We start from the raw sequence: 20,048 nt of genomic DNA, 5'->3' as shown, positions 1-20,048 counted from the left end.
ACTAGCTATTAAAATCTAAAATGAGAAAATGCTTTATTTGCTTCAGCCATACGGTGCGTATCATCTTTCTTTTTGATAGCAGCTCCTTCACCTTTGGAAGCAGCGATGATTTCACCAGCTAAACGTTCTGTCATGGTTTTTTCACCTCTTTTTCTTGCGAAAGTAATCATCCACTTAATCCCAAGAGATACTTTTCTTTCAGGACGAACTTCAAGAGGTACTTGGAATGTAGCCCCACCAACTCTTCTACTTTTCACCTCAACTGCAGGAGAAATATTAGATAAAGCTTTTTTCCAAACTTCTAATCCATTCTCCTTTGTTTTTTCTTCTGCCATTTCTAAGGCTTCATAAAAAATGCTGTAGGCAATACTTTTCTTTCCGTCTACCATTAAATAGTTAACAAATTTTGTAACTAAGGTATCTCCAAATTTAGGATCTGGAAGAATATATCGTTTTTTAGGTTTTGCTTTCCTCATCGTTCTTTATTTCTTAGGTCTTTTTGCTCCATATTTTGATCTTCTTTGAGTACGCCCATTTACACCGGCAGTATCCAATGCGCCTCTAATGATGTGATATCTCACACCAGGCAAATCTTTCACTCTTCCACCCCTGATTAACACTATAGAATGCTCTTGAAGGTTGTGACCTTCACCTGGGATATAAGCGTTCACTTCTTTTTGATTGGTCAACCTAACCCTAGCCACTTTTCTCATTGCTGAGTTTGGCTTTTTTGGAGTGGTGGTATAAACACGAGTACATACACCCCTTCTTTGTGGGCAAGAATCCAAAGCAGGAGATTTTGACTTTGAAGTCAATTTCTTTCTACCCTTTTTAACTAATTGTTGTATAGTAGGCATTTATTATAACTTTATCTTCTATTACTACTTGAGATTTTTAGGACTGCAAAGGTAAAAAATCAGATGCATTATCCAAACACATCTGATTAATTATTTTCACAAAGTCCTAATTTATAAGGAATAAGCTTAAGCTTCTCCAACATTTGAACCAAAATTCATAGGGAATTTAGGCGATTCCTCGGACTGCTTTATTGGACCAAAATTATTTTCATACTTACTAATATTGTCCTTTAAAGCATTCAACAGCCTTTTGGCATGCTCTGGAGTTACTACAACTCTAGATTTCACCTTTGCTTTTGGCACACCAGGCATCAACCTGATGAAGTCAATCACAAATTCACTGTTTGAGTGCGCAACCATTGCCAAATTTGCATAAACTCCTTCCGCTACATCATCAGGCAGTTCAATATTGATTTGGTTTTGTTGTTTCTTATTACCTTTTTTTTCCTCCATTATTATTGGATTTATAATTTAAAAAAGACTGAATTAAGCTTCAGTCTTTTCTTCTTTTACTTTACTTTCCTTCATGCTATCAAGCTCATCTTTAGAGCCAACAATCATTTCACTCCAGTCAGTCAATCCAGTACCTGCAGGGATTAAGTGCCCAACAATTACATTTTCTTTAAGACCATTCAAATGATCTGCTTTACCTCTAATTGAGGCTTCGCTTAGCACTTTTGTAGTCTCCTGGAATGACGCAGCTGAAATAAAGCTTTCAGTTCCTAAAGATGATTGCGTAATACCTTGCAACGTTGGTTTAGAAACGGCCGGCTCAGCATCTCTTGTCTTCACAAGCTTCAAGTCTTTTCTTTTCAAAGTAGAATTTTCATCTCTTAACTTTCTAGCTGAAATGATTTGACCTGGTTTCAAGTTAGGTGAATCACCCGCATCGGTTACAACTTTCATATCCAACACTCTATCATTTTCCTCTCTGAATACAAAGCGGTCTACAACTTGGTTGGGCAAGAAAGTGGTGTCACCAGACTCTAACACTTGAACCTTCTGCATCATTTGTCTAACGATAACTTCGATGTGTTTATCATTGATCTTCACACCTTGTAATCGATAAACTTCCTGAATTTCATTTACAATATACTCCTGAACAGCAGTCGGCCCTTTAATAGACAAGATATCAGAAGGCGTAGTAGCACCATCAGATAGCGCATAACCTGCTTTTACAAAGTCATTATCTTGAACTAGAATGTGCTTAGATAGAGAAACTAAGTATCTTTTCTTAACACCATCCTTAGATTCAATGAAAATCTCTCTGTTACCTCTCTTGATACCTCCAAAAGTCACAACACCATCAATCTCAGATACTACTGCTGGATTTGAAGGATTTCTTGCTTCAAATAATTCCGTTACTCGAGGAAGACCCCCTGTAATATCTTTAGATTTACTTGTTGATCGAGGAATCTTAGCCAAAATCTGTCCTGGTTTGATGGTAGCCCCTTCGTCAACTGACAAGTGAGCACCTACAGGAATATTATAAGTTTTAGGATCTTGACCTTTTGTATTTACAATAACAGCAGGGTTCTTGGTCTTATCTTTTGTATCGATAATAACCTTCTCTCTGTGTCCTGTTTGTTCATCAGATTCTTCTTTGTAAGTAACACCTTCTTCAATACTTTCGAATTCAGTAACTCCTTCAAATTCAGAGAGAATTACAGCATTATAAGGATCCCAGAAACATAATTCCTGATCTTTATCAACTTTTTCTCCTTCTTTAACTTTCAGTGTGGCACTGTAAGGAACGTGATTACTCATCAATACCTTTTTGCTTTTTGGATCGATGATCTTGATTTCACCAGATCTTCCCATTACAACTGTTCTTGACTCACCTTCATCATCGGTAGATTGGATTGCTCTCAAATCTTCGAATTCTACGATACCAGCAGTTTTAGCTTTAATTGTAGCTTCAACAGCAATGTTAGAGGCCGTACCCCCAACGTGGAAGGTTCTCAATGTTAACTGAGTACCTGGCTCACCAATTGACTGTGCTGCAATTACACCAACTGAATCACCTTTTTGAGCAATCTTAGAGGTTGCTAAGTTTCTACCATAACACTTGCTACACACTCCTTGACGAGTTTCACAAGTTAATACAGATCTGATTTCAACTTCTTCTATTAAAGCTTCATCTATTTTATCACAAATCTCATCAGTGATTGTTTCACCTGACGAAACTATTAATTCTTCTGTTTGTGGATGATACACATCATGCACACTCACTCTACCCAGGATACGCTCAGCTAATGACTCTACTATTTCATCATTATCTTTTAATGCTGAAACATTCAATCCTCTCAAAGTTCCACAATCAACATCGTTTACTACAACATCTTGTGCAACGTCAACAAGTCTTCTGGTTAAGTAACCCGCATCGGCAGTTTTCAGTGCAGTATCGGCAAGACCTTTTCTAGCACCGTGAGTAGAGATAAAGTACTCAATAACATCTAATCCTTCACGGAAGTTAGATAAAATTGGGTTTTCAATAATACCTCCTACTGAGCCTGCAAGGTTTTTCTGTGGCTTAGCCATCAACCCTCTCATACCACCCAGCTGACGAATTTGCTCTCTTGAACCACGGGCTCCCGAGTGCATCATCATATAGATAGAATTAAAACCTTGATTATCCTCTTCTAATTGTTGCATCAAGGTATTAGTCAATTGAGAGTTGATTCTAGTCCAAATATCAATTACCTGATTATAACGCTCATTATCAGTGATAAGACCCATCAAGTAATTATTCCAAACTGCATCAACCTCTTCTTTAGCTTGCTCCACTAAAGTATCTTTAACTTCAGGAACCATAATATCGCCAAGTCCCATTGAAAGACCACCTTTATAAGCCATCTGAAATCCTAATTCCTTGATGTTATCTAAGAAATTAGCTGTTTTAGCAGATCCTGCTAGCTTATACACGTGGGCAATTATACCTTGAAGATTCTTCTTAGTTAATAATTGATCGATGTAACCCACCTCTTCAGGCACACTTTCATTAAATATTACTCGTCCGGCTACAGTATCAATAATTTTTGTTTCCAATTCACCATCCGCATCACGAACCTTAGTTCTTAACTTAATATTGGCGTGCTTAGAAAGTTGCTTCTCATTGATAGCAATAATTACTTCTTCTGAGCTGTAAAATCTCTTACCTTCACCTAATACTGGTTCTTCTTTGGTAGATTTTCTTCCTTTAGAAACATAATAGAGACCCAAAACCATATCCTGTGAAGGTACAGTAATAGGTGCTCCGTTAGCCGGATTTAATATATTATGAGAAGAAAGCATTAAAGTTGAAGCTTCCAATATCGCTTCATGCCCTAGTGGAACGTGAACCGCCATTTGGTCACCATCAAAATCGGCATTAAAAGCAGTACACGCTAATGGGTGTAACTGAATTGCTTTACCTTCAATCAATTTTGGTTGGAAAGCTTGGATACCTAAACGGTGAAGTGTTGGAGCCCTGTTTAATAACACAGGATGTCCTTTCATTACGTTCTCCAAAATATCCCAAACCACAGGGTCTTTTCTGTCAACAATCTTTTTAGCAGACTTAACAGTTTTAACAATTCCCCTTTCGATTAATTTTCTAATAATAAAAGGTTTAAAAAGCTCAGCTGCCATATTCTTAGGCAAGCCACATTCGTGCATTTTCAATTCAGGTCCTACAACAATTACTGAACGACCAGAATAATCAACCCTTTTACCTAATAAGTTTTGACGGAATCTACCTTGTTTCCCTTTCAGCATATCTGAAAGTGATTTCAGGGCTCTGTTTCCATCAGATCTTACTGCATTTACTTTTCTAGAGTTATCAAACAAAGAATCAACTGCTTCCTGTAACATCCTTTTCTCATTTCTAAGGATAACTTCAGGAGCTTTGATATCGATCAACCGTTTCAAACGATTGTTTCTGATAATAACTCTTCTATATAAATCATTTAAGTCAGAAGTAGCAAATCTACCACCATCAAGAGGCACTAAAGGTCTCAATTCCGGTGGAATAACTGGCACCATTCTGATAATCATCCATTCCGGACGGTTTTCAATTCTTGTTCTAGCATCACGGAAAGCTTCTACTACTCTCAATCTTTTTAAAGCTTCTGCTTTTCTTTGTTGAGAAGTATCCGTAGCCGCTTGATGTCTTAATTCGTAAGAAAGTTCATCCAGTTGGATTCTAGCTAATAACATATCCAACGCTTCAGCACCCATTTTGGCGATGAATTTGTTTGGATCGTCATCGTCTAACTTCTGATTTTCTGCAGGAAGCTTATCCAAAATATCTAAATACTCATCTTCCGTTAGGAAATCCATGTACGCTATTCCGTCTTCTTCTTTAGTACCTGGCTGGATTACTACATATCTTTCGTAATAGATGATCTGATCAAGCTTTTTGGTTGGTAAGCCTAAAAGATATCCGATTTTGTTCGGTAAAGACTTGAAATACCAAATATGAGCTACAGGCACAACCAATTCGATATGGCCCATTCTCTCTCTACGAACTTTTTTCTCAGTTACTTCAACACCGCACCTATCGCAAATGATGCCTTTGTATCTGATTCTTTTATATTTTCCACAATGACATTCCCAGTCTTTAACAGGCCCAAATATTCTTTCGCAGAATAAACCACCCATTTCCGGCTTATAAGTTCGGTAATTAATGGTTTCAGGCTGAGTGACTTCACCATGAGAGCTTTCCAAAATAGATTCTGGAGAAGCCAAACTAATGGTGATTTTAGAAAAGTCAGTGTTGATTTTTTTATTTTTTTTGAACGCCATAATAAATGTATCTAAATGGGGCCGGTTAAAGCCCCGATAAAACAATTGAAATTAGTCTAAAGTGATTTCTAACGCTAAACCTCTTAATTCGTGAACCAATACGTTGAATGACTCTGGAATATTTGGTTTACCCATATTTTCACCTTTAACTATCGCTTCATAGGCTTTAGCTCTACCAATCACATCATCTGATTTGATTGTAAGAATCTCTTGCAGAACATGAGAAGCACCAAAGGCCTCCAATGCCCAAACCTCCATCTCACCAAAACGCTGACCACCAAATTGAGCTTTACCACCCAATGGTTGCTGTGTAATTAATGAGTATGGTCCAATAGAACGTGCATGCATCTTGTCATCAATTAAGTGACCTAATTTCAGCATGTAAATCACTCCTACAGTAACTTTCTGATCAAATATATCACCAGTTAAACCGTCATATAAGTGTGTTCTACCAAATTCAGGCAATCCAGCTTCCGCTAATTCAGCAGAAACCTCATCAGAAGATGCCCCATCAAAAATTGGAGTAGCATACTTTCTGCCTAATTTTAATCCTGCCCAACCTAATACGGTTTCATAAATCTGACCGATGTTCATCCTAGAAGGTACACCTAATGGATTCAATACGATATCAACTGGTGTTCCATCTTCCAAGAATGGCATATCTTCATCACGAACTATTTTGGCTACAACACCTTTGTTTCCGTGACGACCCGCCATTTTATCTCCAACTTTCAATTTACGTTTCTTAGCAACATAAACTTTAGCCAATTGAACGATACCTGCTGGCAATTCATCCCCTACCTCAATAGTGAATCTTTCCCTCTTGAATTTACCTGCTATTTCGTTTCTTCTTTTATTATAATTTCTAACTAGATCAACTATAAGTTTATTAGTGTTCTCATCATTCGTCCAGTTATCCAAAATCAAATCAGAAATCAAATTCACTTCTTCTGGAACATTGTAGTTACTTTCATCTCTGTAGATATTCTTCTCAGGGAATAAGTTCTTTTCAATGTTATTCTGAGTGAATTTTACTCCTTTGCTCATGATCTCGTCACCAAACTTGTGTTTGATTCCTTGACATGTTTTACCTTCTAGCAAAGTAGCTAATTTTTCGATCTTAAGATTTCTTAATTTCAATAATTGACGGCTATATTCTTTAGCTAATACTTCTACTTCTTTCTTAGCATCAGCTCTTCCGTCTTTATCCTTTTTATGTCTAGCAAAAAGCTTGGTATCAATTACAACACCTCTTAAAGATGGAGAAGCTTTCATTGAAGCATCTTTTACGTCACCAGCTTTATCACCGAAAATTGCTCTTAGTAGCTTTTCTTCTGGAGTTGGATCAGTTTCACCTTTAGGAGTGATTTTACCAATTAGGATGTCACCCTCTTTGATTTCGGTACCAGTTCTGATGATACCGTTTTCATCAAGATTTTTAACAGCCTCTTCACTAACATTTGGTATTTCAGAAGTTAATTCTTCCTCTCCTCTTTTAGTATCTCTAACTTCTAATTCAAATTCTTCAATGTGAATAGAAGTAAATATATCTTCTCTTACAACCCTTTCAGAGATTACAATCGCATCCTCAAAGTTATAACCTTGCCATGGCATAAATGCCACTTTCATGTTACGACCGATAGCTAATTCACCTTTTTCAGTTGCATAACCATCACAAAGAATTTGACCTTTCTTAACTTTATCCCCTTTGTAAACAAGTGGTCTAAGGTTAATCGTTGTATTTTGGTTAGTTCTTCTAAATTTGATTAGATCATAAACCCTCTCATCATCTTCGAAAGAAACTAATTCCTCTTCCTCATTCATGTCGTATTTCACGACAATTTTTGTAGCATCTACAAAAACAACAACTCCATCCTTTTCTGCTACAATCATTGATCTAGAGTCTCTAGCAACTCTTCCTTCAAGACCTGTACCTACAATAGGTGCCTCAGGTCTCAATAATGGAACTGCTTGACGCTGCATGTTTGATCCCATCAATGCCCTGTTTGCATCATCATGCTCCAAGAATGGAATCATTGAAGCTGCAACCGATACAATTTGGTTAGGTGCAATATCCATGTAAGAAAGCTCTTTTGGCTCTAATACTGGGAAATCACCTTCAAATCTAGCTTTAACTCTATCGTTAAGATACTTACCTGAATCATCAATAGGGGCATTTGCCTGAGCAATGTTATGATCATCTTCTTCTTCGGCAGTAAGATAAAGTACATTACCACTCATGTCCACTTTACCACCTTCAACTTTTCTGTATGGAGTTTCAATGAATCCCATACCGTTTACTTTGGCGTGAACACATAATGAAGATATCAAACCAATGTTTGGACCTTCAGGAGTTTCAATAGTACATAATCTACCGTAGTGCGTATAATGAACATCACGAACCTCAAAACCAGCACGCTCTCTGGAAAGACCACCAGGCCCTAAGGCTGACATTCTTCTTTTGTGAGTTACCTCAGATAAAGGATTCGTTTGATCCATAAACTGAGATAGCTGGTTCGTTCCAAAGAATGAATTAATCACTGAAGACAAGGTTCTAGCGTTGATCAAATCAACAGGCTTAAAGTCCTCATTATCTCTAACGTTCATTCTTTCACGGATTGTTCTAGCCATTCTAGCTAAACCAACACCAAACTGAGCATATAACTGCTCCCCTACTGTTCTAACTCTTCTATTACTTAAGTGATCGATATCATCAACAATAGCTTTGGAGTTAATCAAACCGATAAGGTATTTCACTATGTGGATGATATCCACTTTAGTCAATACCTTAGTTTCAGCATCAATATCTAAACCTAATTTTTTATTGATTCTATATCTACCAACTTCACCTAAGTCATATCTTTTCTCTGAGAAGAAAAGATTTTGAATAATTTCTCTTGCTGTTGCTTCATCAGGAGCCTCTGTATTTCTCAATTGACGGTAAATTTGTTCTACCGCTTCTTTTTCAGAGTTAGAGTTATCCTTTTGTAGAGTATTATATACAATGCTGTAATCAGTGATATTCACATCAGTTCTGTGAAGAATGATGGATTTAACACCTGCATCTATAATTAAGTCTATATCTTCTTCTTCAATAACAGAATCTCTTTCTAAAAGCACTTCGTTTCTGTCGATAGATACCACTTCACCAGTATCTTCATCCACGAAATCCTCCGTCCAAGTTTTAAGAACTCTAGCTGCAAGCTTTCTTCCGATCACTTTTTTCAATGCTGCTTTAGTTCCATCAACTTCTTCGGAAAGATTGAAGAGATCTAAAATGTCTTTATCAGAACCATAACCGATGGCACGTAACAAAGTAGTTACCGGGAATTTTTTCTTTCTGTCGATGTAAGCATACATGACATTGTTCACATCGGTAGCAAATTCAATCCAAGAACCCTTGAAAGGAATAATTCTTGCTGAATACAATTTCGTTCCGTTTGTGTGCTTACTTTGAGCAAAGAAAACACCTGGAGATCTGTGCAATTGCGAAACAATTACACGTTCAGCCCCATTAATGATAAATGAGCCTTTTTCGGTCATGTAGGGGATGTTCCCTAAAAACACCTCTTGCTCAATGGTTTCAAAGTCTTCATTATCCTCATCATTGCAAATCAAACGTAGTTTTGCTTTCAAAGGAACAGAATAAGTTAACCCTCTATCAATACATCCATCAATATCATATTTTGGTGGATCTACAAGATAGTCAACAAATTCCAAAACGAAATTCTCTCTGGAGTCAGAGATTGGAAAGTTTTCTTGAAATACTTTAAAAATTCCTTCTTCAGCTCTTTTTTCAGCGGGAGTTTCCAATTGGAAAAAATCCTGGAAAGATTGGAGTTGAACATCAAGGAAATCAGGGTAATCAATTACTGTTTTAATTGACGAGAAATTGATTCTTTCAGATTGATTTATATTAGCCAAGGCTCTGAATATTTAAAGTTTTTGTAATTCTTAAAAGTGCTTAATAGCACTATCCTGCTTCATAAATTAGTACAAACAGGAAAAGACCTGACCCCGATAATGAAAAAACATTATCGGGGACCAGGCCTAATTTCTTGGGCAGAAATCAGTTAACCCTTTCAGGATCAACCTATTACTTTAATTCAACTTCTGCTCCAGCTTCTTCAAGTTGCTTTTTAAGCGCCTCTGCTTCGTCTTTAGCTACTCCTTCTTTTACTGCTTTAGGAGCACCGTCAACTAATTCTTTTGCTTCTTTCAAGCCTAAACCTGTCAATTCTTTAACAGCTTTAACAACTTGTAATTTAGCAGCACCTGCAGAAGTTAAAACAACATCAAAAGATGTTTTTTCTTCCGCTGCGTCTCCTCCGCCAGCACCACCAGCTGCCATTACAGGCGCTGCTGCTGCAGCAGGTTCGATACCGTGTGTTTCTTTTAGGTAATCAGCAAGTTCATTAACTTCTTTTACTGTTAATTCTACTAATTGATCTCCAATTGCTTTGATATCAGCCATGATTGTGTTATTTAAATTTTAATGATTTTGTTCTAGTAATTTGTTAATTATTGTGCTCTTTCTTCAAGCGCTTTTACTAATCCTGAAACAGTATGTCCTCCACTCTGTAAAGCAGAAATAACATTCTTCGCAGGTGATTGTAATAGACCCACTATATCGCCAAGCATATCTTTCTTAGATTTAAGCTCGCTTAATGGCGTTAAGTGTTCTGCACCTACATAAATATCTGTATCTATAGCAGCAGCTTTGAATAAAGGCTTTTCTGTACTATTTTTCTTATGAAATTCTTTAATAACCTTGGCAGGCGCATTACCTACTTCAGGAGAAAATAGAATTCCTGAGAAACCTTTTAATGCTCCAAAAATCTCAGAGTAATCTCCTTCTTGCTTCTCTAATGCTTTTTGTATCAAAGAGTTTTTCACTACTTTATACTCAAGCCCCTTTTCGTAACATAATTGACGAAAAGTATTAGTTTGCGAAACAGTCATTCCTGAACCATCAGCCAGATAAAAATGCGGGAATTCCGCGAATTTCTCTGTAAGTTCCTCTATAAGTTGTCCTTTTTCTTTTTTATTCATATTAAATTCCAGCTATAGAGTTTTTATCAATTGAGATTCCCTTGCTCATCGTAGATGACATGGTCATGCTCATGAAATACGTACCTTTAGAAGAAGCTGGTTTTAGCTTCGCTAAAGTTTGAATTAATTCATTTGCGTTTTCAGTAATTTTCTCTTTCGAGAAGGAAGCTTTACCAATACTTGCATGAATAATCCCGAACTTGTCCACTTTAAAATCAATTTTACCTGATTTTACTTCCTGGACAGCCTTTCCAACATCAAGCGTAACAGTTCCTGATTTTGGATTCGGCATTAGACCTCTTGGGCCTAACACTTTACCTAACCTACCTACTTTCGCCATAACAGTAGGCATGGTTACGATAATATCAATATCTGTCCAACCACCTTCAATTTTCTTGATGTAGTCGTCTAATCCAACGTAATCAGCTCCAGCATCTTTAGCTTCCTGTTCTTTGTCAGGAGTAACTAAAGCCAAAACCTTAACATCTTTACCAGTTCCATGTGGAAGTGCAACTACACCTCTAACCATCTGATCTGCTTTACGTGGGTCAACTCCTAATCTTATGTCTAGGTCAACAGAAGCATCAAACTTGGTAGTTGTAATTTCTTTAACTAGAGAAGAGGCTTCATCTAAAGCATAAACTTTAGTAGTGTCAACTTTCTCAGCTGCAATTTTTTGATTTTTAGTAAGCTTTGCCATTTTACCTATTTTTTAAGATTTCCAAGGAGCAGTTCCTGTAACTTTAATTCCCATACTTCTTGCAGTACCTGCAACTTGACGCATGGCTGATTCAATTTTAAATGCATTCAAATCAGTCATCTTGGTTTCAGCGATTTCTTTCACCTGATCCCAAGTTACAGAACCAACCTTAACTCGGTTTGGCTCAGCAGAACCTTTTTTCTTTTTAGAAGCATCTAATAAAAGTACCGGAGCTGGAGGAGTTTTAATTACAAAATCAAAAGACTTGTCTTTGTAAATTGTAATTACCACTGGCAATACTTGCCCAGCCTTATCTTGAGTTCTTCCATTAAATTGCTTACAGAACTCCATTATGTTAAGTCCTTTACTACCTAATGCAGGACCAACGGGAGGTGACGGATTTGCTGCCCCTCCTTTAATCTGTAATTTCAGATATCCACTTATTTCCTTAGCCATCTTGCTATTCTGTTTTTTCTACTTGCATGTAATTCAATTCCACCGGAGTATTTCGTCCAAAGATTTTCACCATAACATTTAGCTTCTTTCTTTCTTCAAAAACCTCCTCTACGGATCCGGTAAACCCACTGAATGGTCCATCCATCACTTTCACTGATTCCCCTACTATATAAGGAGTGCTCAGTTTCTCATCCATTTCTTCAGTTTCATCAACCTTTCCGAGTATACGGTTCACTTCATTTTGTCTTAAAGGAACCGGCTCTTTTTCATCACCTTGTCCACCTAGAAAACCAATTACTCCAGGAATACTAGTGATTACGTGATGCGCTTCTCCGTGAGAAATATCAGCTGATACAAAAACATATCCTGGAAAGAAATTCTTTTCCCTGACACGCTTTTTGCCATTCCTCATCTCATACACCTTTTCTGTAGGAATAAGAATCTGAGGAATAAAATCTTCTATTTTTTGTCGAGCAATTTCGTTTTCAAGATAAGATTTAATCTTTTTCTCTTGACCACTAATTACTCTTAAAACGTACCATTTAAATTCTGACATTATCTCAATTATATCTTAAATGCTAAAATGCATTATAAAACCATTCCATCGCATTATCAAATGCCAAATCAATAACACCAATTAAAAGGGCAAAAATCAAAGCTCCAACCAATACCAAAATAGAACTATTTTGTAGTTTACTATAAGGAGGCCAAGTTACTTTGTATCGCATTTCTGACCACGATTCTTTTAAGAATAAACTTAATTTCTGCATCTTATTAATGTGTTAAAATTGCACGGGTGGAGGGACTCGAACCCCCAGCCAATGGTTTTGGAGACCACTACTCTACCAATTGAGCTACACCCGTATTTACCAATGCAACTCAAAATGGTCTGCAAAGGTAGATAAAAGTTTTATAAGAAACAAATGCGCTCCGAAAAATTCGAGAGCGCATTGTTTAATTTATTACTATATCTTAAGTATTAGTCTAAGATTTCAGTTACCTGACCAGCACCTACTGTTCTACCACCTTCACGGATAGCGAAACGTAAACCTTTTTCACAAGCAACTTTGTTGATCAAGTTAACTTCGATTGTAACGTTATCACCTGGCATAACCATTTCTACGTTTTCAGGAAGTTTGATCTCACCCGTTACGTCAGTAGTTCTTAAGTAGAACTGTGGACGGTATTTGTTGAAGAATGGAGTGTGACGACCACCTTCATCTTTTGATAGAACGTAAACCTCAGCTTTGAAATGAGCGTGTGGAGTTACAGAACCTGGCTTACAGATAATCATACCTCTTTTGATCTGAGCTTTTTCAATACCTCTTAACAAAAGACCAACGTTATCACCAGCTTCACCTCTATCTAATATTTTACGGAACATCTCAACACCAGTCACAGTAGACTTTAAGTTTTCAGCTCCCATACCGATCAAATCAACAGGATCACCAGAGTTGATTACACCTCTTTCGATTCTACCTGTAGCAACAGTACCACGACCAGTAATAGAGAATACATCCTCAACTGGCATTAAGAAATCTTTGTCAGTTAATCTTTCTGGTAATGGAATGTAGTCATCAACAGCTTGCATTAACTCGTCAATTTTTCCTACCCATTTAGCATCACCTTCTAAAGCACCTAAAGCAGAACCTTGGATAACTGGAAGATCATCACCTGGGAATTCGTAGAAAGAAAGCAATTCTCTTACTTCCATTTCAACTAATTCTAATAACTCCTCATCGTCAACTAAATCTACTTTGTTTAAGAAAGCAACAACAGCAGGAACACCTACCTGACGAGCTAAAAGGATGTGCTCACGAGTTTGTGGCATTGGACCATCTGTAGCAGCTACTACTAGAATAGCTCCATCCATTTGAGCAGCACCAGTAACCATATTTTTCACATAATCCGCGTGACCTGGACAGTCAACGTGCGCATAGTGACGGTTTTCTGTAGCGTACTCTACGTGAGATGAGTTAATTGTAATACCTCTTTCTTTCTCTTCTGGAGCGTTGTCAATAGAAGAGAAATCTCTTGCATCAGCAAATCCTTTATCAGATAGTACTTTACAGATTGCTGCAGTTAATGTAGTTTTACCATGATCCACGTGACCGATAGTTCCGATATTCACGTGTGGTTTCGAACGGTCAAAGGTTTCTTTAGCCATATTTGAAAAATCCTCAGTTTAGTTAAAATTTATAATATATTTATTCAATAACACTGATTGAGCCAACGAGGGGATTTGAACCCCCGACCTCTTCCTTACCAAGGAAGCACTCTACCCCTGAGCTACATCGGCTTAAAATCATTCAGTGCCCTTACAGGCACATCCTAACAAAGGCAGTGACGTTTCCGTTCTGCCTTAATTTACACCGAAATGCCTATTGTATTATTAGAGCGAGAGACGAGGTTCGAACTCGCGACCTGCAGCTTGGAAGGCTGCCGCTCTACCAACTGAGCTACTCTCGCTTGTTTGATAAAATATCTACTTAATAAAAAGTAATTATTTTATTCAAAATGTAAACCCTAGCTAAAGCTGCGGATTACAAAGTGGGGGAAACAGGATTCGAACCTGTGAAGTCGAAAGACAACGGATTTACAGTCCGTCCCAGTTGGCCGCTTTGGTATTCCCCCAATTGGTTTCAATAAGCATTTCCTAAATCCCTTTCGTTTTAGGAAGTGCAAAATTATATGGATTTTATATTTTATCAAACTTTACTGACAAAAAAGATTACTTTTTTTTAATCTTAATTTTAATGCATTTGCTATCTCTTGTAAATCAGTTCTTTATAAGAAAAATTATTTTGAGAAATGTTTTGAAAAAGAAGCCTACCAATTGAATTGATTGGTCAGCAAAAGCATTTAGTATAATTCTCAGCACCAAAGGTGAAAAAAAATCCATGCAGTACCCACTAATTTTAAAATGAAATGTGTAAAATTTAATATGTGTTCCTATCTTCGTGTTAAATTTTAATTATGTACGAAATAAAATTCAGTCAATCGGAAAAAGAATATCGACTATCCACTAAAGACGGTAGCATTTTCATAGACGACAAGCAAGTTGATTGGGACATAAGTAAAACTGATCAACAGTCCTTCCATATTATTTATAACGACCAAACTTTCAATGCCCATTTAGTAGAGATCGACTACGAAAGTAAGACGTTCAAATTACAATTGAACGGTAAAATCATTGAATTGGAATTAAAAGACAAGATGGATTTACTTTTGGAGGAAATGGGCATCAGTGATTTGGATCAAAATCAGATGAATGATGTTAAGGCTCCAATGCCAGGTTTAATTATAGATATAATGGTATCACCAGGAGACGAGGTAAAGAAAGGAGATCCTTTATTAATATTAGAAGCCATGAAAATGGAAAATGTGATAAAAGCAGCAGGTGATGGAACCATTGCTGAGATTAAAGCCAAAAAAGGCGATAGTGTTGAGAAAAATCAATTGATCATTCAATTCTAATAGTTTAGATAATAGAATTGGTTTTTAAAATATATAAATTAGACTTTTAAAGGGACAGCAACAATTTAACTTATGAAATTCAAACGTATTCTATTGAAATTAAGTGGTGAGGCTCTTATGGGGGATGAAGGCTACGGTATTGACCCCAAGCGGCTAGCTCAATATGCAAAGGAAATTAAAAGAATACACGACCAAGGCGTTGAAGTGGCTATCGTAATAGGCGGAGGAAATATTTTTAGAGGAATTCAAGCTGAAGCTGCTGGTATTGATAGAGTGCAAGGTGATTATATGGGAATGCTTGCCACCGTTATTAATGGGATGGCTGTTCAAGGTGTATTAGAAAACCATGGAATGTTCACTCGTTTAATGTCAGGCATCAATATGGAGCAAGTTTGCGAACCCTTTATTAGAAGACGAGCAATCCGCCATTTAGAAAAAGGCAGAGTTGTAATTTTTGGAGCAGGGATTGGAAATCCTTATTTCACTACAGATTCTACGGCAAGTTTAAGAGCTATTGAAATAGAAGCAGATGTTGTTTTAAAAGGAACCAGAGTGGATGGAGTTTATACTTCTGACCCTGAGAAAAACGCAGATGCCACTAGATATTCTAATATTACTTTCCAAGAAGTATATGAAAAAGGATTAAATGTTATGGATATGACAGCCTTTACACTTTGTCAAGAGAACAATTTACCTATTATTGTATTTGACATGAATAAAGCTGGCAACTTATACGACCTGATAAATGGTGAAAATGTTGGTACATTGATAAATTCTGAAAAATAAAAAGCAATGGAAGAAATAGATTTAGTATTGGATGAGGCAAAAGAGCTAATGGAAAAAGCCATTCAGCACACAAAAAGTAATTTGCAGAAAATTAGAGCAGGTAAAGCTTCCCCTGCAATGCTTGATGGTTTAATGGTAGATTATTATGGTAATGACACTCCTATTAACCAGGTTGCTTCTATCAGTACACCAGATGCACGATCTATCATTATTAAACCATGGGAGAAAAACATCATTGGTGAAATAGAACGTGCTATAATCAATAGTGATTTAGGTTTCACTCCTCAAAATGATGGGGAAATTGTTAGAATTAATATTCCACCTTTAACTGAAGAAAGAAGAATTTCCTTAACTAAGCAAGCCAAAAATGAGGCTGAGGATGGAAAAATTTCTATTCGTAATGCTAGAAAGGATGCAAATGACCAACTAAAGCAATTGCAAAAGGAAGGTATCTCTGAAGATGATGTCAAAAGAGGAGAAGATAAGGTGCAGTCCCTAACTAATGATTTCACTAAAAAAATTGATGACATTCTAGAGCATAAGGAAAAAGAGATTATGACGGTTTAGACACCATCTCAATATACTTTTCTACAAAAGCTACATTCTAAAAAATGTAGCTTTTTTTGTAGGCAAATAAGAAAATAATAGTTTATTTTTTCCTGAAAGAAGTTAATTAATTAGGTTTGCAACCCTAAAATTTTAAACTATTAATGATGAAAAAACAATTACAAATCACTCTTTTATTTTTAGCAATTTCCAATATAGTCTTTGCACAAGATGATGCGTTAAACCAAAGTGGAATTGACCGAGGTAAAATAGCCCGAGTAGGATTACAAATAGGCTTGAATTCACCCAGTATGGAATTTACTAAAATAAATGACCCTAGTATTTATCCTGAATTAGGTTTTATGCCTCGTTTAAACGCTGGTATTTATTCAGAAGGGGGAGCTACAGAAAACTTTGTCTTTCATATTGGACTATTTTACTCAGGTGCCGGATACCAAACCAGTGATGTAACCACTACCTTAGATTACGTGCAAATACCCTTAATATTTAATTTTAGAACTGATCTATTTAATAAAGCTTACCTACAACTTGGAGGTGGATTTTATGGGGGTTATGCATTTTCGGGTAAAAGCATTACTGACTCTGAAATTGACAGAGATATAATCAGTACTAGAGAAGCAGATGATGTTAATGAATTTTACGTTCTTGATATCGGACTGATTTTGAAAGCTGATTTTGAATATAATATAAATGAAAAACGAATAATTAAAGTTGGAGCTAGTTACAATTTTGGAGTATTAAATGCATCAAATGAGTTTACTGACAACTCTGCTAACCAAGATATAACTTACGATTTTGGTGCAAAAAATAGAATATTCAGTTTTAACTTAACTTACCTTATCAATTTAAACAAATAAGATATAGATAGTAAGGCTATGCTGTTAGAATCGGAGAGTTCAAAAACAACTCTCCGATTCTTTATACTTTAACCACATACAACTTCTCTAGCTGTTTTTTAATCACAGTTTGCGGAGTCATCTTCATTACCGTTTTCATTATTACCCTGCCAAATGGGCTATGCGCCATTTTTCCAAAACGCCAAGAATTGTTCACTACATAATCTACTTTCTCCCTTCGTAGCTTTTCAAAAGTTTCGAAAAGTTTTTCAGAAGCCTGATTTTGAGAAAATAATTTTGCCATTACATAGGCATCCTCTATACCTTGTCCTGCTCCTTGTCCCATATTGGGTGTAGTGGCATGTGCCGCATCACCAATTAAACCTATTTTTTGATGATGCCATTTATCCAGTCTTCTCAAATCCATTAAATCTCCTCTGATAATTTTCTGCTCGTCTGTTGCATTAATGATTTGATTCACAATCGGATGAAATTTTATAAACTTCTCACTTAATTGTACCTTAATTTTCGATTTATCATCTTTTTGAAAAGGATTAGCTTTAGCAACGGCAAACCAATAAACGGAATTTTCAGAAACTGGGGAAAAACCAAAGCGAACATTATTACCCCAGGCTTCTCTTCCTACATTGTGAAATTCTTTTGGTAAATCAATACTGGCAATTCCTCTCCAGCAGGTTTGACCTGAATGTCTTAGTGAAGATTGCGGAAATAGCTGTTTACGAATTTGCGAATTTATTCCATCTGCGGCCAAAACACAATCTGCTTTAACGGATTCATGATCAAACTCAAGATCAACCTCACTGGCATTTTGACTAAAAGATTTCAATTCATGTCCTAATTTTATTGAGTTCTCGGGTAAGGCTTCAAATAAAATTTGCTGCAGTTTTGCTCGATGTATTGAAACAATTTTATTGCCTTCATCATCGTGAACTGCTGTATCTCTTTCTTTAATCGGCTTTACTTGATCGTTTGTAATATCAACTCCTTCCAATTGAATACCATTCTCTAAGATTTTATCTTTCAAACCTAAACGATTCAATACTTTGAGTGCATTTGGTTGCAACCATATTCCAGCCCCTACTTCATTCAGTTGATCAGCACGTTCATAAACTATGGATGAAATACCCTCATTTTTTAAAGCCAAAGCAGTAGTAAGACCGGCTATTCCTCCTCCAATTATTGCTATTTCCATACTTATTCTTAATTTTAGGTCAAATGTACTAAAATAATATAATTAGGTCAAGTTTACTAAAATGAAAAATACTAAAGAGAAAATTCTGCAAGCATCTCTTCTATTGTTCAATGAAAAAGGCATGGTGAATGTCAGCTTGAGGCAGATTGCCCAAGAGTTGAATATAAGTCAAGGAAATTTGAATTACCACTTCAAATTGAAAGAGGACATTGTGGAAGCATTGTATTTTCAGTTAGTAGAAGAAATGGATAATCAGATGAAATCCATGGAATTGGATAATCAATTAGAGTCATTATATAAGTCCTCAATCAAGACAATGGAAAAAATGTATGACTATAAATTCATCCTGATCGATTTTATACATTTAATGAATGAAAATAAAAAGATAAAATCCCATTATGCAGCTTTAATGAAGTTTAGGAATGAGCAATTTCAATCAGTGTTTCGGATGCTAATAGAAGCTGAGATTTTTAGACCCGCAGAATTTGAGCAAGAATATGAAAGGCTATATCAAAGAATGAATATTATTGGAGATAGCTGGATAAATGTTTATGCTACTTTTGATGAAGACAATTCGGTTGAATATTATGGTGATTTGCTGTTTGAAATGATCTATCCCTATTTGACAGATAAAGGGAAAAGGGAGTATTGGGGGTTTATGGAGAGAAGTTAATAGGAATAAATAATCTTTCATTTTCTCTTTAATCTATTTTCTACTATACAACTAGATTGACCGCAGGCGTCTAAAGACGCTTAAAATGTCTCGCGAAGGCGCGAAGGCCCAAAGTTTTCGCAAAGAGAAAAACAATTCTGTAAAATAAAATAATCATTTTTCTCTTATTTTTCGTTGCGAGGTCTTAGCGTCTCTGCGCCTTAGCGAGAGTTACCTCAAGCCTTTGGCTTCTATAAGTTTCAGTAAAAGCCTTAGGCTTTCAATATGTAAAAAAATAATTACTATTAGAAAAGAAGATGTTAAAATATTGAATGAAAGAATTATAAGTTCTCCTCAACTTTTTATTACGGATAGCATTAAATAATGCCGCAAACTATTGATTCCTTTAAGCTATTGCACTAATTTGCCTTTTGTATGAATATTACCAATCCTAACGCCTTTTGGCTTCTTTTTTTAATCATTATTCCTATCCTGATTCATCTTTTTCAGTTTAGGAAATATAAAAGTTTAAAATTCAGTAATCTCTTTTTTCTCAGTGAAGTAAATGAAGAACAAAAGAGAAGCCGAAAATTAAAACACATACTCATTTTAATCAGCCGGATACTTTTAATTCTCTTTCTGGTTTTAAGCATTGCCAAACCTTTTT

The 20,048-nt window shown here is 36.2% G+C and carries 18 protein-coding genes, 4 tRNA genes and 1 pseudogene; 6 read left to right on the top strand and 17 right to left on the bottom strand.

Annotation, left to right across the window (positions count from 1 at the left end; translation table 11 throughout):
- Positions 1-8: 8 nt before the first annotated feature.
- The 16 genes from rpsG to FTRAC_RS15080 form a co-directional block, all read right to left on the bottom strand.
- A complete protein-coding gene (rpsG, locus tag FTRAC_RS15155) occupies positions 9-476 on the bottom strand; it encodes a 30S ribosomal protein S7 (protein WP_013455148.1) in 468 nt (155 codons plus the stop codon).
- 6 nt (positions 477-482) lie between these two features.
- Positions 483-857 (bottom strand): 30S ribosomal protein S12, encoded by a 375-nt coding sequence (gene rpsL, locus FTRAC_RS15150; protein WP_013455147.1) that lies wholly within the window; start codon positions 855-857, stop codon positions 483-485.
- Between the two features lie 126 nt (positions 858-983).
- Complete coding sequence (locus FTRAC_RS15145) at positions 984-1,310, bottom strand: DUF3467 domain-containing protein (RefSeq protein ID WP_013455146.1); 327 nt, start codon at positions 1,308-1,310, stop codon at positions 984-986.
- A gap of 33 nt (positions 1,311-1,343) precedes the next feature.
- Positions 1,344-5,642 carry a DNA-directed RNA polymerase subunit beta' gene (rpoC, locus tag FTRAC_RS15140; protein WP_013455145.1) on the bottom strand — a complete coding sequence of 1,433 codons (4,299 nt, stop codon included), beginning with the start codon at positions 5,640-5,642 and terminating at the stop codon, positions 1,344-1,346.
- Between the two features lie 51 nt (positions 5,643-5,693).
- Entirely contained in the window at positions 5,694-9,566 is a 3,873-nt protein-coding gene (gene rpoB, locus FTRAC_RS15135; RefSeq protein WP_013455144.1) for a DNA-directed RNA polymerase subunit beta, read from the bottom strand.
- A 172-nt stretch (positions 9,567-9,738) separates the two neighbouring features.
- On the bottom strand, positions 9,739-10,116 hold the full coding sequence (rplL, locus tag FTRAC_RS15130; protein ID WP_013455143.1) for a 50S ribosomal protein L7/L12: 378 nt from the start codon (positions 10,114-10,116) through the stop codon (positions 9,739-9,741).
- 47 nt (positions 10,117-10,163) lie between these two features.
- Entirely contained in the window at positions 10,164-10,694 is a 531-nt protein-coding gene (rplJ, locus tag FTRAC_RS15125) for a 50S ribosomal protein L10 (protein WP_013455142.1), read from the bottom strand.
- Between the two features lies 1 nt (position 10,695).
- Positions 10,696-11,394, bottom strand: coding sequence for a 50S ribosomal protein L1 (gene rplA, locus FTRAC_RS15120; RefSeq protein ID WP_013455141.1), 699 nt, complete (start codon positions 11,392-11,394; stop codon positions 10,696-10,698).
- A 12-nt stretch (positions 11,395-11,406) separates the two neighbouring features.
- Positions 11,407-11,850 carry a 50S ribosomal protein L11 gene (gene rplK, locus FTRAC_RS15115; protein ID WP_013455140.1) on the bottom strand — a complete coding sequence of 148 codons (444 nt, stop codon included), beginning with the start codon at positions 11,848-11,850 and terminating at the stop codon, positions 11,407-11,409.
- Positions 11,851-11,854: 4 nt separating this feature from the next.
- Positions 11,855-12,406: a transcription termination/antitermination protein NusG gene (gene nusG, locus FTRAC_RS15110; RefSeq protein ID WP_013455139.1), complete on the bottom strand. Its 552-nt coding sequence runs from the start codon at positions 12,404-12,406 to the stop codon at positions 11,855-11,857.
- A gap of 22 nt (positions 12,407-12,428) precedes the next feature.
- Positions 12,429-12,620: a preprotein translocase subunit SecE gene (secE, locus tag FTRAC_RS15105; RefSeq protein ID WP_013455138.1), complete on the bottom strand. Its 192-nt coding sequence runs from the start codon at positions 12,618-12,620 to the stop codon at positions 12,429-12,431.
- Positions 12,621-12,641: 21 nt separating this feature from the next.
- Positions 12,642-12,714, bottom strand: a tRNA-Trp gene (locus tag FTRAC_RS15100).
- A gap of 115 nt (positions 12,715-12,829) precedes the next feature.
- Positions 12,830-14,017 carry an elongation factor Tu gene (gene tuf / locus FTRAC_RS15095; protein ID WP_013455137.1) on the bottom strand — a complete coding sequence of 396 codons (1,188 nt, stop codon included), beginning with the start codon at positions 14,015-14,017 and terminating at the stop codon, positions 12,830-12,832.
- Between the two features lie 60 nt (positions 14,018-14,077).
- Positions 14,078-14,149: transfer RNA gene (locus FTRAC_RS15090), tRNA-Thr, on the bottom strand.
- A 97-nt stretch (positions 14,150-14,246) separates the two neighbouring features.
- Positions 14,247-14,319: transfer RNA gene (locus tag FTRAC_RS15085), tRNA-Gly, on the bottom strand.
- 82 nt (positions 14,320-14,401) lie between these two features.
- A tRNA-Tyr gene (locus FTRAC_RS15080) sits at positions 14,402-14,484 on the bottom strand.
- A gap of 342 nt (positions 14,485-14,826) precedes the next feature.
- On the opposite strand from FTRAC_RS15080, the gene FTRAC_RS15075 reads away from it, so the two are divergent.
- The 4 genes from FTRAC_RS15075 to FTRAC_RS15060 all read left to right on the top strand — a co-directional run bounded on the left by FTRAC_RS15075 (position 14,827) and on the right by FTRAC_RS15060 (position 17,537).
- Positions 14,827-15,327 carry an acetyl-CoA carboxylase biotin carboxyl carrier protein subunit gene (locus FTRAC_RS15075; protein WP_013455136.1) on the top strand — a complete coding sequence of 167 codons (501 nt, stop codon included), beginning with the start codon at positions 14,827-14,829 and terminating at the stop codon, positions 15,325-15,327.
- A 72-nt stretch (positions 15,328-15,399) separates the two neighbouring features.
- Positions 15,400-16,113, top strand: coding sequence for a UMP kinase (pyrH, locus tag FTRAC_RS15070; RefSeq protein ID WP_013455135.1), 714 nt, complete (start codon positions 15,400-15,402; stop codon positions 16,111-16,113).
- A 6-nt stretch (positions 16,114-16,119) separates the two neighbouring features.
- Complete coding sequence (frr, locus tag FTRAC_RS15065; protein ID WP_013455134.1) at positions 16,120-16,680, top strand: ribosome recycling factor; 561 nt, start codon at positions 16,120-16,122, stop codon at positions 16,678-16,680.
- Positions 16,681-16,823: 143 nt separating this feature from the next.
- Positions 16,824-17,537, top strand: coding sequence for an outer membrane beta-barrel protein (locus tag FTRAC_RS15060; RefSeq protein ID WP_013455133.1), 714 nt, complete (start codon positions 16,824-16,826; stop codon positions 17,535-17,537).
- A gap of 61 nt (positions 17,538-17,598) precedes the next feature.
- On the opposite strand, the gene FTRAC_RS15055 is transcribed toward FTRAC_RS15060, so the two are convergent.
- On the bottom strand, positions 17,599-18,729 hold the full coding sequence (locus FTRAC_RS15055) for an FAD-dependent monooxygenase (RefSeq protein WP_013455132.1): 1,131 nt from the start codon (positions 18,727-18,729) through the stop codon (positions 17,599-17,601).
- A gap of 61 nt (positions 18,730-18,790) precedes the next feature.
- On the opposite strand from FTRAC_RS15055, the gene FTRAC_RS19425 reads away from it, so the two are divergent.
- Positions 18,791-19,402, top strand: coding sequence for a TetR/AcrR family transcriptional regulator (locus FTRAC_RS19425; RefSeq protein ID WP_013455131.1), 612 nt, complete (start codon positions 18,791-18,793; stop codon positions 19,400-19,402).
- A gap of 414 nt (positions 19,403-19,816) precedes the next feature.
- Positions 19,817-20,047, top strand: a pseudogene (locus FTRAC_RS20215) (BatA domain-containing protein); the annotation flags it as partial.
- Position 20,048: the final 1 nt, after the last annotated feature.

Source organism: Marivirga tractuosa DSM 4126, from assembly GCF_000183425.1.
In the GTDB taxonomy this organism is placed as follows: domain Bacteria; phylum Bacteroidota; class Bacteroidia; order Cytophagales; family Cyclobacteriaceae; genus Marivirga; species Marivirga tractuosa.
Note: the sequence above shows the minus strand (reverse complement) of the source record. Positions and strands in the feature narration are given on the sequence as shown.

Excerpts from the sequence above, each read along its gene's own strand:
- rpsG (WP_013455148.1), bottom strand. The coding sequence starts at position 476 with ATGAGGAAAGCAAAACCTAAAAAACGATATATTCTTCCAGATCCTAAA.
- rpsL (WP_013455147.1), bottom strand. The coding sequence starts at position 857 with ATGCCTACTATACAACAATTAGTTAAAAAGGGTAGAAAGAAATTGACT.
- FTRAC_RS15145 (WP_013455146.1), bottom strand. The coding sequence starts at position 1,310 with ATGGAGGAAAAAAAAGGTAATAAGAAACAACAAAACCAAATCAATATT.
- rpoC (WP_013455145.1), bottom strand. The coding sequence starts at position 5,642 with ATGGCGTTCAAAAAAAATAAAAAAATCAACACTGACTTTTCTAAAATC.
- rplL (WP_013455143.1), bottom strand. The coding sequence starts at position 10,116 with ATGGCTGATATCAAAGCAATTGGAGATCAATTAGTAGAATTAACAGTA.
- rplJ (WP_013455142.1), bottom strand. The coding sequence starts at position 10,694 with ATGAATAAAAAAGAAAAAGGACAACTTATAGAGGAACTTACAGAGAAA.
- rplA (WP_013455141.1), bottom strand. The coding sequence starts at position 11,394 with ATGGCAAAGCTTACTAAAAATCAAAAAATTGCAGCTGAGAAAGTTGAC.
- rplK (WP_013455140.1), bottom strand. The coding sequence starts at position 11,850 with ATGGCTAAGGAAATAAGTGGATATCTGAAATTACAGATTAAAGGAGGG.
- nusG (WP_013455139.1), bottom strand. The coding sequence starts at position 12,406 with ATGTCAGAATTTAAATGGTACGTTTTAAGAGTAATTAGTGGTCAAGAG.
- secE (WP_013455138.1), bottom strand. The coding sequence starts at position 12,620 with ATGCAGAAATTAAGTTTATTCTTAAAAGAATCGTGGTCAGAAATGCGA.
- tuf (WP_013455137.1), bottom strand. The coding sequence starts at position 14,017 with ATGGCTAAAGAAACCTTTGACCGTTCGAAACCACACGTGAATATCGGA.
- FTRAC_RS15075 (WP_013455136.1), top strand. The coding sequence starts at position 14,827 with ATGTACGAAATAAAATTCAGTCAATCGGAAAAAGAATATCGACTATCC.
- pyrH (WP_013455135.1), top strand. The coding sequence starts at position 15,400 with ATGAAATTCAAACGTATTCTATTGAAATTAAGTGGTGAGGCTCTTATG.
- frr (WP_013455134.1), top strand. The coding sequence starts at position 16,120 with ATGGAAGAAATAGATTTAGTATTGGATGAGGCAAAAGAGCTAATGGAA.
- FTRAC_RS15060 (WP_013455133.1), top strand. The coding sequence starts at position 16,824 with ATGATGAAAAAACAATTACAAATCACTCTTTTATTTTTAGCAATTTCC.
- FTRAC_RS15055 (WP_013455132.1), bottom strand. The coding sequence starts at position 18,729 with ATGGAAATAGCAATAATTGGAGGAGGAATAGCCGGTCTTACTACTGCT.
- FTRAC_RS19425 (WP_013455131.1), top strand. The coding sequence starts at position 18,791 with ATGAAAAATACTAAAGAGAAAATTCTGCAAGCATCTCTTCTATTGTTC.